The sequence below is a fragment of the Streptomyces sp. CA-243310 genome (assembly GCF_050936775.1).
Classification (GTDB): Bacteria; Actinomycetota; Actinomycetes; order Streptomycetales; family Streptomycetaceae; genus Streptomyces.
Map to the genome: position 1 here is coordinate 2,054,545 of NZ_JBNJMF010000002.1, position 14,706 is coordinate 2,069,250.

Below are 14,706 nucleotides of genomic sequence, written 5' to 3' on the forward strand. Positions count from 1 at the left end.
CCGGCGCGGGAACGGGGGACGGCCGTCAGGCCCGCTGGTGCAGGCCCAGGTTCTCGTAGATTTCGAGAGTCGCCGTGGAGTTGTTCAGCGTGATGAAGTGCAGCCCCGGAACACCCTCGGACAGCAGCCGCGCGCAGAACTCCGTGGCGAACTCGATGCCAATGGAGCGTACAGCGGCCGGATCGTCCTTGACGGCGAGCATGCGGTCTTTTACCGCCGAGGGGAAGACCGCGGTGCTGAGCTGGGGCAACCGGTCCAACTGCTTGATGCCCACAACAGGCATGACCTCGGGGATGATCGGGGTGTCACAGCCCGCCTTCGCGGCGCTGTCGCGGAGCCTCAGATAATTCTCCGGATCGAAGAACATCTGGGTGATCGCATAGTCGGCGCCCGCGCGGCACTTGTCCACGAAGTGCCGGATGTCCGTGTCCCAGTCGTCCGAACGCGGGTGCATCTCGGGGAAGGCCGCGACGCCGACGCAGAAGTCGCCGGATTCCTTGAGCAGCCGGACCAGGTCGGCCGCGTAGTCCACGCCCTCGGGGTGCTTGACCCAGTCGGCCATGGGGTCGCCGGGCGGGTCCCCGCGCAGCGCGAGCATGTTGCGGATGCCGGCGTCGGCGAACTGGCCGATGACGTGACGCAGCTCCGCGACGGACTGGTCCACGGCGGTGAGGTGCGCGACGGGGGTGAGGGTGGTGTTCGCGGCGATGGCCTCGGTGGCCCGTACGGTGCCTCCGCGCGTGGAGCCGCCGGCCCCGTACGTGACGGACACGAAGCTGGGGCCCACCGCCTCGATGCGGCGGAGCGCGTTCCAGAGGTTGCGTTCGCCCTTCTCGGTCTTGGGCGCCCAGAACTCGAAGGAGTACGAGCGCCCGGACGCGATGAGGTCGCGGACCGTGTGTGCGCGGTCCGACCAGGTGGAAGCGGTACCAAGGGCCATACCGGCAGGTTAGACGCGTGCCGGCGGACGCCGAAGCGCTGTCCGCCCATTGGACACGTTTTTGGACACCCGGCTACGGCAGACGGGCGCGGACCCGCTTGGCCAGTTCGGCGGCGGCGGCCCCGGGGTCGGAGGCCTCGGTGAGGGCGCGCACGACCACGACGCGGGTGGCCCCGGCGTCGAGGACCTCGTCCAGGTTGCCGGCGTCGATGCCGCCGATGGCGAACCAGGGCCGGTCCTGCGCGAGGGAGGCGGCGTGGCGGACGAGCCCGAGGCCGGGGGCGTGCCGGCCGGGCTTGGTGGGGGTGGGCCAGCAGGGGCCGGTGCAGAAGTAGTCCACCCCGGTTTCGGCGGCGGCCGCGTCGACCTCGGACTCGGAGTGGCAGGAACGGCCGATGAGGACGTCGGGGCCGAGGATGGCGCGGGCGGCCGGAACGGGGATGTCCCCCTGGCCGAGGTGCAGGACGTCGGAGCCGATGGCGTGTGCGACGTCGGCGCGGTCGTTGACCGCGAGGAGCCTTCCGTGGCGGCGGGCCGCCTCGGCGAAGACCTGGAGGTGTTCCAGCTCCTCCCCCGCCTCCATGCCCTTGTCGCGGAGCTGGACGATGTCCACCCCGCCGGCCAGGACGGCGTCGAGGAACTCGGGAAGGTCACCCTGTCGCTTGCGGGCGTCCGTGCACAGGTAGAGCCGGGCGTCGGACAGCTGCTGCATGGGTGTACCCCCCGTGGTCGTGGCGGTGTACGGGCCCGCGCGCTCGGCCCGTACACCGATTGGTTCGGCGAATCAGCCGGTCAGAGGGCGAGCGCCTGAGCGCGGCGCTTCACCTCCGTGCCGCGATTCTCGCTCAGCGCCTGCGCGGGGGTGCCGGGCAGGGTGGGGTCGGCGGTGAACATCCACTCCAGGATCTCCGCGTCGGAGAAGCCGTCGTCGCGGAGCACCGTCAGCAGGCCGACGAGGCCCTTGACGACCTTGTCGCCGTCGATGAAGGGGGCGGGTACCTGGAGGGAGCGGTTCTCGCCGCGGCGCACGGCGAGCAGCTGACCTTCCTTGACCAGCTGGCGGACCCGGGTCACTTCGATGTCGAGCATCTCCGCGATGTCGGGGAGGTACAGCCAGGCGGGGACAAGGGCATCGATCTTTGCGTCAATCTCGGTCACGGGGACAAGCCTGCCATCTCGGGCCGGCCGCCGGTACCCGGGCCGTCCGTACGGGCGCCGGGGCAGGTGCCGCCCGGCACGGCGGCGCCCCGCGGTCCTCGCCCGGGTCAGGCCGCCGCGGACTTCAGGGGGGTGCCGGGGTCGGCGACCTTGGCCGGATCCAGGGCCGTGCCGGATTCGATCAGGCGGCGGCCCTGGGCGAGGTCGCGGGGGCGGCCCACGGCGAGGACGGCGACCAGGGCTCCGTCGCGGAGCCAGCAGACGGACCACGCCGGGTCGGCCGGGTCGCCCCGCCACACCGTCTCGTCCGCGTCGTCGTGGTGCCCGGCGTACTGCACGAAACGCCCGAACTGTTCCGACCAGAAGTACGGCACCGGGTCGTAGGCCCGGTCCGTCCCGCCGCCGAGGATGTCGGCCGCGACCACCCTGGGGCCCTGGAGGGCGTTGTCCCAGTGGTGGACGAGCAGCCTGGTCCCGTAGCGGGCGGAGGGGAAGGAGGCGCAGTCCCCCACCGCGTACACGTCCTCCAGCGAGCTCCGCAGCCGGGCGTCCGCCGTGACCGAGCCGTCCGGTCCCAGGTCGACCCCCGAGTCCGCGAGCCACGCGGTGGCGGGGCGGGCCCCGATGCCCACGATCACCGCACCGGCCGCCAGCTCCCGGCCGTCCGCCAGCAGGACTCGGCCCGGCTCCACCGAGGCCACCCGCGCGCCGGTCAGCAGGGTCGCGCCGGCCTGCGCGTACCAGCGGCCCATCGCCTCGCCGACCTCGGCGGGCAGGGCCCCCGCCAGGACCCGGTCCGCCGCCTCGACGACGGTGACGGCGCAGCCCGCCTCCCGGGCCGCGGTGGCGAACTCCGCGCCGATCCAGCCGGCCCCGACCACGACGACGGCCCGGGCTGCGGCGAGGACCGGGCGCAGTCGCGCGGCGTCGTCGAGGGTGCGCAGCAGGTGGACGCCGCGGACGCCCTCGGAGCCGGGCAGGGTCAGCGGTTCGGCGCCGGTCGCCAGGACCAGGGCCTCGTACGGGACCGGTCCGGCCTCCGTGTCGAGTTCGCGCGCTCCCGCGCGCAGCCCGGTGACCTCGGTGCCCAGCCGGAGGCGGATGTCGAGCCCCTCGAAGTCCACGTCGAACGCGGAGTCCTCGGCCTTGCCCAGCAGGACCGCCTTGGAGAGCGGGGGCCGGTCGTAGGGCTGGTGGGGCTCGGCGCCCAGCAGGGTCACGGGTCCGGTGTAGCCCTGTTCGCGCAGGGCCACGGCGGTCTGCACGCCGGCCATTCCGGCGCCCACGATGACGACGCCGCTCTGAGTCTGTTCCGTCTGCTCGCTCACGTCGCCCACCCTAATCTCCTGATGGTTCGTCAGGAATGGTGGGCGGGGAGGCAGCCTTACCCGGCATCGGCCCCGGGGTTAGTCTGGCCACCGTACCTATCGCGGGAGTCCGGGCGCACCGGGCTGAGAGGGAGGCTGACCGGCCTCCGACCGTACGAACCTGATCCGGGTCATGCCGGCGAAGGGAGGGGCTGGACACCCATGCACTCATCGCGTTCATCGCACGCGTCACGACAGGCGGGGCACGACGTCCTCGTCATCGGGGGCGGCGTCATCGGCCTGGTCGTCGCGTGGCGGGCGGCCCGGCGCGGACTGCGCACCGTGCTCGCCGACCCGTCCCCCGGAGGGGGCGCGGCCCAGGTCGCGGCCGGCATGCTCGCCGCCGTCACCGAGCTGCACTACGGCGAGGAGACCCTGCTCGGGCTCAACGTCGCCTCCGCCGCCCGCTACCCCGAGTTCGCCGCCGAGCTGACCGAGGCCGCCGGCGGGCTGGGGATCGGCTACCGCGCCTGTGGCACCCTCGCCGTGGCCCTCGACTCCGACGACCGCCTCCACCTGCGCGAACTGCACGCGCTCCAGCGCCGCTGCGGGTTGGAGTCGCAGTGGTTGACCGGCCGCGAGTGCCGGCGTCTGGAACCGATGCTGGCCCCGGGCGTCCGGGGCGGACTGCGCGTCGACGGGGACCACCAGGTGGACCCGCGCCGGCTCGCCGCCGCGCTGCTGGCCGCCTGCGAGCGGGCCGGGGTGAGCGTCCACCGGGCCGCAGCCGACCGGTTGACCGTGCTGCACGACCGGGCCGCGGGGGCCGTGCTCGACGACGGCACGGAGCTGCGCGCCGACCAGGTGGTGCTGGCGGCGGGCTCGCTGAGCGGGCGGCTGGCGGGCGTCCCGCCGCAGGTGCGGGTCCCGGTGCGGCCGGTCAAGGGCCAGGTGCTGCGGCTGACGGTGCCGGCCTCGTACGCGCCGTTCCTCTCCCGGACCGTACGGGCCGTCGTCCGGGGCAGCCACGTCTACCTGGTGCCGCGCGAGAACGGCGAACTCGTCGTCGGAGCCACCAGCGAGGAACTCGGCTGGGACACCACCGTCACCGCCGGCGGGGTGTACGAGCTGCTGCGCGACGCCCACGAGTTGGTACCCGGCATCACCGAACTCCCGCTGACCGAGACCCGGGCGGGCCTGCGACCGGCCTCCCCCGACAACGCCCCGCTGCTCGGACCCACCGAACTGCCCGGCCTGCACCTGGCCACCGGGCACTACCGCAACGGGGTGCTGCTGACCCCGCTCACCGGGGACGTCATGGCGGAACTGCTGGCCACCGGCACCATGCCGGAGGTCGCCCGCCCCTTCACCCCGCGCCGTTTCACCCAGGCACGTCAGGAGTCGTACGCATGACCATCTCCGTCAACGGCGAGCCGCACGAGGTCGCGGCCGGAACCACCCTCGACGCGGTGGTCGCCACCCTGACGCGCGCCCCCCAGGGCGTCGCGGCGGCACTCAACGAGACCGTGGTGCCGCGCGGCCGGTGGTCGCGGACCGAGGTCGGCGAGGGCGACCGGGTCGAGGTCCTCACCGCGGTCCAGGGAGGCTGACGGCGATGGCGGACGACCTCTTCTCCCTCGGCGGCCGGACCTTCACCTCCCGCCTGATCATGGGCACGGGCGGTGCCCCCAGCCTGGACGTCCTGGAACGCGCCCTGATCGCCTCCGGCACGGAACTCACCACCGTGGCCATGCGCCGTCTGGACCCCACGGTCCAGGGGTCGGTGCTGTCCGTGCTCTCCCGGCTGGGCATCGCGGTCCTGCCGAACACCGCGGGCTGCTTCACGGCCGGCGAGGCCGTGCTCACCGCGCGGCTGGCCCGCGAGGCCCTCGGCACGGACTGGGTCAAGCTCGAAGTCGTGGCCGACGAACGCACCCTCCTCCCGGACGGCGTCGAGCTGCTCGACGCCGCCGAGATCCTGGTGGACGAGGGCTTCACCGTGCTCCCGTACACCAACGACGACCCGGTGCTGGCGCGGAAGCTGGAGGACGTGGGCTGCGCGGCGATCATGCCGCTGGGCTCCCCCATCGGTTCCGGCATGGGCATCCGCAACCCGCACAACTTCGAACTGATCACGGAACGGGCCGGGGTCCCGGTGATCCTGGACGCGGGCGCCGGCACCGCCTCGGACGCGGCGCTGGCGATGGAGCTGGGGTGCGCCGCCGTCATGCTGGCGTCGGCCGTCACCCGGGCCCAGTCGCCCGCGCTGATGGCGGCCGCCATGCGGGACGCCGTCTCGGCGGGGCGCCTCGCCCACCGCGCGGGACGCATCCCCCAGCGCCGCTTCGCCGAGGCCTCCTCCCCCACCGAGGGCCGCGCCGCCCTCGACCCGGAACGCCCCGCCTTCTAGCCTCCGGCTCGGCCGGGCCGGTCCATTTCAGCCTCGCCGGCGTTTGAGGCGCGGGGCCCTGGGGCGGAGCCCCGGGCAACCCCGGCCCCGCGCCTCAAACGCCGGCGAGGCCGGACAGGGCCGGTGTTCGGCACGTCACAGGTGCGCTGCAACCACCCCCGCCCGCGTCGGCGCACTCCGCACCGCTCGTAGAATCGCCGGGTGGATACGACCCTGGATGACCCCCTCGTCGGGCGCGTGCTCGACGGCCGCTACCGCGTCGACGCCCGAATCGCGGCCGGCGGCATGGCCACGGTCTACCGGGCCCTCGACACCCGTCTCGACCGGATCCTCGCGCTGAAGGTGATGCACCCGGCCCTGGCCGCCGACGGCGCCTTCGTCGACCGCTTCATCCGTGAGGCGAAGTCCGTGGCGCGGCTCGCCCACCCCAACGTGGTCGCGGTCTTCGACCAGGGGACGGACGGCCCGTACACGTACCTCGCCATGGAGTACGTCTCCGGTTGCACCCTGCGCGACGTGCTCCGCGAGCGGGGCGCGCTGCGCCCCCGGGCGGCCCTGGACATCCTCGAACCGGTCCTCGCCGCCCTCGGCGCCGCCCACCGGGCCGGTTTCGTCCATCGGGACATGAAGCCCGAGAACGTGCTGATCGGCGACGACGGCCGGGTCAAGGTCGCCGACTTCGGTCTGGTGCGCAGTGTGGGCTCCGTCACGAACACCACCGGTTCGGTCCTCGGCACCGTCTCCTACCTCGCGCCCGAGCAGATCGAGAACGGGATCACCGACACCCGCGTGGACGTCTACGCCTGCGGTGTCGTCCTGTACGAGATGCTCACGGGCGCCAAGCCGCACAACGGCGGCAGCCCCGCCCAGGTGCTCTACCAGCACCTCAACGAGGACGTCCCGCCCCCGTCGGCCGCCGTCCCCGGGCTGTCCGCCGGCCTGGACGAGCTCGTCGCCCTGGCGGCGGCCCGCAGCCCGGAGCGGCGCCCCTCCGACGCCGCCGCCCTGCTCGGGCTGACGCTCGAAGCGCGCGCCCGGTTGACCGACGCGGAGCTCGACGCCGAACCGCCGCAGGCCCGCGCCGAGGACCGGCCCGCCTCCGAGGACCGCACCAGCGTGATCGCGCGGCCGGTCACGGCGCAGCAGCCCGTGCACCACACCTCCCGCCTGGAATCCCCCGCGCCGATCCCGCCCCGGCGTCGGCCGGCGGGGGGCCTGCGCGCGCCGCGCCGAGGCCCGCTGCTGATCGTCGCGGGAATACTGTTGGCCCTCGGTCTGGGGGCCGGCGTCTGGTACATCAACTCCGGGCAGTTCACGAAGGTCCCCAACCTGCTCGGCAAGTCGGAGCAGGAGGCCAGGTCGCAGCTGTCGGCGGCCGGGCTCGGCGTGAAGGGCGTGAACCGGAAGTTCAGCGACGCCTTCGACCGCGGCACCGTCATGAACACCGACCCGCAGGGTGGCAGGCGCATCCGCGGCAACGACGCCGTCACGATCACCCTTTCCCGCGGCCCCGAGGTCGTGAGCGTGCCGGCCCTGAAGGGCAAGCCCCTGGAGGCGGCCAAGGCGGAGCTGACGGCGGTGGGGCTGGCGCCCGGGATCGTCACCCAGGCGTTCAACGACGACGTCGCCCAGGGCTCCGTCATCAGCAGCGATCCGGCGGGCGGCGAGAAGCGGGCTCCCGACACGGCGGTGGCGATCGTCGTCAGCAAGGGCAGCCCGGTCCGGGTGCCGAGCGTCACCGGCCGGTCCGCGGACGAGGCCCGATCGGCCCTGGAGGCCCTCGGCCTGAAGGTGGGTACGGCGGCCGAGCAGGTCAACTCCGCCTCGCCCGCCGGTACCGTCGCCAACCAGTCGATCGGGGCCGGCACCCAGGCCGCCGCGGGCGACACGGTCACCCTGACCCTCTCCAAGGGGCCCCGCCAGGTCCAGGTGCCGGACGTCACCGGCCAGGATGTGGACGCCGCCCGGAAGGCGCTGGAGGGATCGGGCTTCAAGGTGAAGGTGGACCGGCCGTTCCTGTCGTTCAGCAACACCGTGGAGAGCCAGTCCGTGCCCGGCGGCCAGAACGCCGCCGAGGGCAGCACGATCACGATCAAGACCAAGGGGCTGTAGGCGTGACACGCAATCCGGTGGGCGGCCACGTGCCCGTCGCGGGCGGCCTCGCCTCGGTCGGCCTCTCGTACGCCCGCGAGATGGGCGCCGAGGCCGTCCAGGTCTTCGTGGCCAATCCTCGCGGGTGGGCGACGCCCGTCGGGAACCCGGCGCAGGACGAGTTGTTCCGCGAGGAGTGCGCCCGGGAGTCGATCCCCGCGTACGTGCACGCGCCGTACCTGATCAACTTCGGCTCGCACACCGGGGCGACCGTCGAGAAGTCGGTGGACTCCCTTCGGCACTCGCTGCGCCGGGGCCGTGAGATCGGGGCGCTCGGCGTGGTCGTCCACACCGGCTCCGCCACCGGGGGCCGACCGCGCGAGGAGGCATACGCGCAGGTCAGGGAGCACATGCTGCCGCTCCTGGATGAGCTGACGCACGACGACGACCCGTTCCTGCTGTTGGAGTCCACGGCCGGTCAGGGCTTCTCCCTGTGCTCGCGCACCTGGGACTTCGGGCCGTACTTCGACGCGCTGGACCACCATCCGAAGCTCGGTGTCTGCCTGGACACCTGCCACGTCTTCGCGGCCGGGCACGATCTGGCGGAAACGGGCGGCACCAAGCAGACGCTGGATCTCCTGGTGGAGACGGTGGGCGAGGGCCGGCTGAAACTCGTCCACGCCAACGACTCCAAGGAGGGTGTCGGCGCCCACAAGGACCGGCACGAGAACATCGGTCAGGGGCACATCGGCCGGGAGGCGTTCGCCGAGCTGTTCACCCACCCGGGGATGGACGGGGTACCGCTGATCATCGAGACGCCGGGCGGCAAAGAGGGCCACGCGGCGGACGTGGCGCTGCTGAAGGAGCTGCGCGGCCCGAGGTGACACACCGGGCGGCGAGCGCCCGGGAATACCCCTGGGGGGTATACGGTTCTGTTTGTCGCAGACCCGTTCCTCAGCCGTTCCCAGGGGGCATTCCATGGATCACGCGCACGCACACCAGGAGCACCACGAGCACGCCGACCACCACGACGGCGACCACGGCGACCACGGCCGGGTCAGTTGGGCCATGGCCGCGAAGGCCACCCTGCACTGCCTCACCGGATGCGCCATCGGCGAGGTGCTGGGCATGATCATCGGTACCGCGCTGGGCTGGGGCAACCTGGCCACGATGATCCTGGCGATCGTCCTCGCGTTCCTCTTCGGCTACGCGCTCACCCTGCGCGGGATCCTCGGCGCCGGCGTGGACCTCCGTACGGCCGTCCGGGTGGCACTGGCGGCCGACACCCTCTCGATCGCCGTGATGGAACTGATCGACAACGGGGTGATCGCCCTGTGGCCGGGCGCCATGGACGCCCACCTCTCCGACCCGCTGTTCTGGATCGTCCTGGGCATCGCGCTCGCGGCCGCCTTCGTGATCACCACACCGGTCAACAAGTGGATGATCGGCCGCGGCAAGGGGCACGCGGTCGTCCACGCGTACCACCACTGAAGCGCGACGGTCAGAGCTCGGGGCCGTCCCCGGGCTCCTCCTGGTACGAGTAGCGCTGCTCGCGCCAGGGGTCGCCCACGTTGTGGTAGCCCCGCTCCTCCCAGAAACCCCGCCGGTCGGCGGTCATGTACTCGATGCCGCGGACCCACTTGGGGCCCTTCCAGGCATAGAGGTGCGGGACCACGAGACGCAGGGGGAAGCCGTGCTCGGCGGTCAGCAGTTCGCCACCCTGATGGGTGGCGAAGACCGTGCGGTCCGCGGCGAAATCCGCCAATCGCATGTTCGAACTGAACCCGTACTCGGCCCACACCATCACGTGCGTGACCTGGGGGGCCGGCGGGGCGAGCGCGAGGACGGTGCGGGCGCGGACCCCACCCCATTCGGCTCCGAGCATGCTGAACTTCGTCACGCAGTGCAGGTCGGCCACGACCGACTCGAACGGCAGGGCCGCGAACTCCTCGTGGTTCCAGCAGTGTTTGTCACCGTCGGCCGTCGCGCCGAACACGCGGAACTCCCAGCGGTCCGGCTTGAACTTGGGGACCGGACCGTAGTGGGTGACCGGCCAGCCGCGCTGCAACCGTTGGCCCGGAGGAAGCTCGAACTGCTCTGCTTCCGGAGATTCCCGGCTTTCCGGCTGACCCATGACTCCATGGTGACAGACTCGTCGGGGTGGTCATGACCAGGTCTGGACCGATTCGGGCAAGTCACGGCAACTCCCACTAAGGAGGCACTTACTGGACGCCCCCGTGCGGCGGTGCAAGGATGCGCGCACCTGCCCAGTCACTTAGCTGACATTGCTTGGAAGGAGCCTCTGCGATGCAGGGCGACCCCGAGGTCCTTGAGTTTCTCAACGAGCAGCTGACCGGCGAGCTCACGGCGATCAACCAGTACTGGCTGCACTACCGCATCCAGGACAACAAGGGTTGGACGAAGCTCGCCAACTACACCCGCGCCGAGTCCATCGACGAGATGAAGCACGCGGACAAGATCACCGAGCGCATCCTCATGCTCGACGGTCTGCCCAACTATCAGCGCCTCTTCCACGTGCGCGTGGGCCAGACGCTGACGGAGATGTTCCAGGCCGACCGCCAGGTCGAGGTCGAGGCCATCGACCGCCTCAAGCGCGGCATCGAGGTCATGCGCGGCAAGGGTGACATCACTTCCGCGCGCCTCTTCGAGGAGATCCTGGAGGACGAGGAGCACCACATCGACTACCTCGACACCCAGCTGGAACTGATCGAGAGCATCGGGGAGCCGCTCTACATCGCGCAGCTCATCGAGCAGCCGGAGAGCTGAGCCGCGCCGTTGCGCCGGGCCGCTTCGGTGAACTAGGCCGCTTCGGCGAGCTGCGGGTCGGCGGCGAGCACGGCCGCCCCGTTGCCCGTCTCCAGCAGTTCGCGGCGCGGGCACGCCCCGCGGCCGAGGATTCCCTGGATGGTGCGCACGCACGAACCGCAGTCGGTGCCCGCCTTGGTCTCCGAGGCGATCTGGCGGGGGGTGCACGCCCCGGCAGCCGCGTGGTCCTTGACCTGCTTGTCGGTGATCCCGAAACAAGAGCAGACGTACACGCGGTTCACCTCCCTGGCAGGAACGGTTCGACGAGCCATCCCCTATTCGGTGAGGCTTACCTAACCATACCCAAACTTAGGGTCACCTAAAAGGCCTGGATACGACGGTGGGGCACGGATCACATCGATCCGTGCCCCACCGTCGTACGAAGCCACTTACTGATCGCGGGTCCTACTGGTCGCGGTACATCTCGGCCACCAGGAACGCGAGGTCCAGGGACTGGCTGCGGTTGAGCCGCGGGTCGCAGGCCGTCTCGTACCGCTGGTGCAGGTCGTCGACGAAGATCTCGTCGCCGCCGCCCACGCACTCGGTGACGTCGTCACCGGTGAGTTCGACGTGAATGCCGCCCGGGTGGGTGCCCAGCGCCTTGTGGACCTCGAAGAAGCCCTTGACCTCGTCGAGCACGTCGTCGAAGCGACGCGTCTTGTGGCCGGAGGCCGCCTCGAAGGTGTTGCCGTGCATGGGGTCGGTGACCCAGGCGACGGTCGCACCGGACGCGGTGACCTTCTCGACCAGCTCGGGGAGCTTGTCGCGGACCTTGTCGGCGCCCATGCGGACGACGAAGGTGAGCCGACCGGGCTCGCGCTCGGGGTCCAGGCGGTCGATGTAGGTCAGCGCCTCGTCCACGGTGGTCGTGGGGCCGAGCTTGATGCCGATCGGGTTGGCGATCCGCGAGCAGAACTCGATGTGCGCGTGGTCCAGCTGGCGGGTGCGCTCACCGATCCAGACCATGTGGCCCGAGGTGTCGTACAGCTTGCCGGTCCGCGAGTCGGTGCGGGTCAGCGCGCCCTCGTAGTCCAGGAGCAGCGCCTCGTGGGAGGCGTAGAACTCGACCGCCTTGAACTCGGCCGGGTCGGTGCCGCAGGCCTTCATGAAGTTCAGCGCGTTGTCGATCTCCCGCGCGAGCTGCTCGTAGCGCTGCCCGGACGGGGAGGACTTCACGAAGTCCTGGTTCCAGGCGTGCACCTGCCGCAGGTCGGCGTAGCCGCCGGTGGTGAAGGCGCGGACCAGGTTCAGCGTGGAGGCCGACGCGTGGTACATGCGCTTCAGCCGCTCGGGGTCCGGGATCCGGGCCTCTTCGGTGAAGGCGAAGCCGTTGACGGAGTCGCCGCGGTAGGTCGGCAGGGTGATGCCGTCGCGGGTCTCGGTGTCCTTGGAGCGCGGCTTGGAGTACTGGCCGGCGATGCGGCCGACCTTGACGACCGGCACGGAGGCGGCGTACGTCAGGACGGCGCTCATCTGGAGCAGCGTCTTCAGCTTGGCGCGGATGTGCTCGGCGGACACGGCGTCGAAGGCCTCGGCACAGTCGCCGCCCTGCAGCAGGAACGCCTCGCCCTTGGCGACGGCTCCCAGACGGGCGCGCAGCTGGTCGCACTCACCCGCGAACACGAGGGGAGGATACGACTCGAGGTCCGCGACGACAGCGCGCAGGGCCTCGGCATCGGGGTACGAAGGCTGCTGCGCCGCGGGAAGGTCTCGCCAGGTCGCCTTGGTGGCGGGGGCTTGGGTTTCAGCGTTCACGGTCACCTCGTACACATTACGGCGTCGCACGTCGCGTCCAGCCCGGTGCCCACTTCCTGAGACGGATGTCTCTCGGAATGCGACCCGTCCCGCGGACGCTTCGCCTCCCTCCCCGGCGTGGGCTATCGTCGGCGGCATGTACGCGCACTCGAACCAGAACTGGTGGTGGCCCGCTTCCGGCGGCCCACTCCTCGCGCGTACGTAGACGACTCGAACGACGCGAAGGCCGCCCGAGGGGCGGCCTTCGGCGTTTCCGGGCCCGGGCCGGCCCCTCTCACCCCATCTCCTCCGAGATCTCCGAGAAGGACGCCCGCCCATGGACATCAGCAGACTGCTCGACGACTCCTGCCCGCCGTTCGCCCTGCTGCGCCGCCGCACCCCCGGTCGCGACCACGACACCGTCGAGCTGCTGATCGGCCCGGTCCACACCGCCGAGCGGCTCGCCGACCTGCCCGTCGGGGAGCTGCCCACGCTGGCCCTGGTGCCGTTCCGGCAGATCCGGGAGCGCGGGTTCGACGTGCGCGACGACGGCACGCCGCTGAGCGTGCTGGCCGCCGAGGAGGCGTACGAGCTGCCGCTGGCGGAGGTGCTCGCCGCGCTGCCGGACCACGAGGTGCGGGTCGAGGACGGCGGCTTCGACGTCCCGGACGCGCGGTACGCGGCGACCGTGGAGCGCGTCATCGAGGACGAGATCGGGCGCGGCGAGGGCGCGAACTTCGTCATTCGGCGCACGTACGAGGGGCGGATCGAGGGCTTCGGGCGGGCCGACGCCCTGGCCCTGTTCCGACGGCTGCTGGTGGGCGAGCGAGGCGCGTACTGGACGTACGTCGTGCACACCGGGGAGCGCACGCTGGTGGGGGCCAGCCCGGAGGTGCACGTGCGCATGTCCGGCGGGACGGTCGTGATGAATCCGATCAGCGGGACGTACCGGTATCCCGCGCAGGGCCCGACGGTCGATTCGCTGCTGGCCTTCCTCGGCGACCGCAAGGAGACCGAGGAACTGTCGATGGTCGTCGACGAGGAACTCAAGATGATGTGCACGGTCGGCGACATGGGCGGGGTGGTCGTCGGACCCCGGCTGAAGGAGATGGCCCACCTCGCGCACACCGAGTACGAGCTGCGCGGCCGGTCCTCGCTGGACGTGCGCGAGGTGCTCAGGGAGACCATGTTCGCGGCGACGGTGACGGGCTCGCCGGTGCAGAACGCCTGCCGGGTGATCGAGCGGTACGAGAGCGGTGGCCGCGGCTACTACGCGGGCGCGCTGGCCCTGCTGGGCACGGACGCCGCCGGGGCGCAGACCCTGGACTCGCCGATCCTGATCCGCACGGCCGACATCGCGCCCGACGGGACCCTGCGCGTACCGGTCGGGGCGACGCTGGTACGGCACTCCGACCCGGCCGGCGAGGTGGCCGAGACGCACGCGAAGGCGGCCGGGGTGCTGGCCGCACTGGGGGTGCGGGCCCCCGCTCCGCGCCCCGCGGCGACCGGGGGGCCGCTCGCGGGCGATCCTCGGGTGCAGGCGGCCCTGGCCGCGCGGCGAGCGGACCTGGCTCCCTTCTGGCTGCGGATGCAGGAGCGGCCGGCCGCGGCGCCGGGCCACGCGCTGGTGGTGGACGGCGAGGACACCTTCACGGCGATGTTGGCCCACGTGCTGCGCGTGACCGGCCTGGAGGTGACCGTGCTCCGCCACGACGACCCCGGGCTGCGGGCGGCGGCCCTGGCCTGGGAGGGGCCGGTCGTCCTGGGACCGGGGCCGGGGAACCCGGCGGACACGTCCGACCCGAGGATGCGGACGTTGCGCGCGCTGACGGCGGAGCTGCTGGCCGGTCACCGGCACGGCCTGCTGGGCGTGTGCCTCGGGCACGAGCTGTTGGCCGCCGAGCTGGGTCTCCCGCTGGTCCGCAAGGCGGAGCCGGCGCAGGGGGCGCAGACCCGGATCGACCTGTTCGGGACGTCCGAGGTGGTCGGGTTCTACAACACGTACACCGCGCACTGCCCGGCGGACCTCGCGGAGCGGTCGGCGCTGCGCGGGGTGGAGGTCGCGCGGGATCCGGAGACGGGCGAGGTGCACGCGCTGCGGTCGGCGGCGGGCTTCGCGGGGGTGCAGTTCCACCCGGAGTCGGTGCTCACCCTGCGCGGGGCGGAGCTGCTGCGCGACCTGCTGACGGGCGTACGGATGGCCGCCCCGGCCTGACCTCCGGTGTCGGCGGGGGCCCCAC

15 protein-coding genes and 1 riboswitch are annotated in these 14,706 nt (G+C 72.1%); of the genes, 8 read left to right on the forward strand and 7 right to left on the reverse strand.

The annotated features are described in order from the left end of the window. Window positions 1-25: 25 nt before the first annotated feature. The 4 genes from metF to ACQEVM_RS26895 form a co-directional block, all read right to left on the reverse strand. Complete coding sequence (gene metF, locus ACQEVM_RS26880) at window positions 26-940, reverse strand: methylenetetrahydrofolate reductase [NAD(P)H] (RefSeq protein ID WP_433083183.1); 915 nt, start codon at window positions 938-940, stop codon at window positions 26-28. A gap of 73 nt (window positions 941-1,013) precedes the next feature. Next, window positions 1,014-1,652 carry a thiamine phosphate synthase gene (gene thiE / locus ACQEVM_RS26885; protein ID WP_433083185.1) on the reverse strand — a complete coding sequence of 213 codons (639 nt, stop codon included), beginning with the start codon at window positions 1,650-1,652 and terminating at the stop codon, window positions 1,014-1,016. Between the two features lie 80 nt (window positions 1,653-1,732). Continuing rightward, a complete protein-coding gene (locus ACQEVM_RS26890) occupies window positions 1,733-2,098 on the reverse strand; it encodes an Rv2175c family DNA-binding protein (RefSeq protein WP_053676030.1) in 366 nt (121 codons plus the stop codon). Window positions 2,099-2,205: 107 nt separating this feature from the next. Next, window positions 2,206-3,426: an NAD(P)/FAD-dependent oxidoreductase gene (locus ACQEVM_RS26895; RefSeq protein ID WP_433083187.1), complete on the reverse strand. Its 1,221-nt coding sequence runs from the start codon at window positions 3,424-3,426 to the stop codon at window positions 2,206-2,208. A 91-nt stretch (window positions 3,427-3,517) separates the two neighbouring features. After that, a riboswitch (TPP riboswitch) is annotated at window positions 3,518-3,630 on the forward strand. Between ACQEVM_RS26895 and thiO the strand changes: the two genes are divergently transcribed. From thiO to ACQEVM_RS26925, 6 genes are all read left to right on the forward strand, one after another. Beyond that, on the forward strand, window positions 3,628-4,818 hold the full coding sequence (thiO, locus tag ACQEVM_RS26900) for a glycine oxidase ThiO (protein WP_433083189.1): 1,191 nt from the start codon (window positions 3,628-3,630) through the stop codon (window positions 4,816-4,818). (Overlaps the previous riboswitch by 3 nt.) Then, on the forward strand, window positions 4,815-5,015 hold the full coding sequence (gene thiS / locus ACQEVM_RS26905; protein ID WP_433083191.1) for a sulfur carrier protein ThiS: 201 nt from the start codon (window positions 4,815-4,817) through the stop codon (window positions 5,013-5,015). Before thiO ends, thiS begins: the two co-directional genes overlap by 4 nt. A gap of 5 nt (window positions 5,016-5,020) precedes the next feature. Then, the gene (locus tag ACQEVM_RS26910) at window positions 5,021-5,815 is read left to right on the forward strand and encodes a thiazole synthase (RefSeq protein ID WP_351750092.1); all 795 of its coding nucleotides are present in this window, start codon (window positions 5,021-5,023) and stop codon (window positions 5,813-5,815) included. 201 nt (window positions 5,816-6,016) lie between these two features. Beyond that, a complete protein-coding gene (gene pknB, locus ACQEVM_RS26915; RefSeq protein ID WP_433083194.1) occupies window positions 6,017-7,927 on the forward strand; it encodes a Stk1 family PASTA domain-containing Ser/Thr kinase in 1,911 nt (636 codons plus the stop codon). Window positions 7,928-7,929: 2 nt separating this feature from the next. Continuing rightward, complete coding sequence (locus tag ACQEVM_RS26920; protein WP_433083196.1) at window positions 7,930-8,790, forward strand: deoxyribonuclease IV; 861 nt, start codon at window positions 7,930-7,932, stop codon at window positions 8,788-8,790. A 94-nt stretch (window positions 8,791-8,884) separates the two neighbouring features. Next, window positions 8,885-9,397 (forward strand): DUF4396 domain-containing protein, encoded by a 513-nt coding sequence (locus ACQEVM_RS26925; protein WP_433083198.1) that lies wholly within the window; start codon window positions 8,885-8,887, stop codon window positions 9,395-9,397. 10 nt (window positions 9,398-9,407) lie between these two features. On the opposite strand, the gene ACQEVM_RS26930 is transcribed toward ACQEVM_RS26925, so the two are convergent. After that, window positions 9,408-10,040 carry a sulfite oxidase-like oxidoreductase gene (locus ACQEVM_RS26930; RefSeq protein WP_053676037.1) on the reverse strand — a complete coding sequence of 211 codons (633 nt, stop codon included), beginning with the start codon at window positions 10,038-10,040 and terminating at the stop codon, window positions 9,408-9,410. Window positions 10,041-10,213: 173 nt separating this feature from the next. Here ACQEVM_RS26930 and bfr point away from each other — a divergent pair, with 173 nt between their 5' ends. Then, window positions 10,214-10,693, forward strand: coding sequence for a bacterioferritin (gene bfr / locus ACQEVM_RS26935; protein ID WP_053676038.1), 480 nt, complete (start codon window positions 10,214-10,216; stop codon window positions 10,691-10,693). A 32-nt stretch (window positions 10,694-10,725) separates the two neighbouring features. Here the strand turns inward: bfr and ACQEVM_RS26940 are convergent, their stop codons facing one another. Both ACQEVM_RS26940 and ACQEVM_RS26945 read right to left on the reverse strand, forming a co-directional pair. Further along, window positions 10,726-10,965 (reverse strand): (2Fe-2S)-binding protein, encoded by a 240-nt coding sequence (locus ACQEVM_RS26940; RefSeq protein ID WP_433083201.1) that lies wholly within the window; start codon window positions 10,963-10,965, stop codon window positions 10,726-10,728. A 172-nt stretch (window positions 10,966-11,137) separates the two neighbouring features. Beyond that, entirely contained in the window at window positions 11,138-12,493 is a 1,356-nt protein-coding gene (locus tag ACQEVM_RS26945; RefSeq protein WP_351383522.1) for a class II 3-deoxy-7-phosphoheptulonate synthase, read from the reverse strand. A gap of 310 nt (window positions 12,494-12,803) precedes the next feature. Here ACQEVM_RS26945 and ACQEVM_RS26950 point away from each other — a divergent pair, with 310 nt between their 5' ends. Beyond that, entirely contained in the window at window positions 12,804-14,681 is a 1,878-nt protein-coding gene (locus ACQEVM_RS26950) for an anthranilate synthase family protein (protein WP_433083203.1), read from the forward strand. Window positions 14,682-14,706 lie beyond the last annotated feature (25 nt).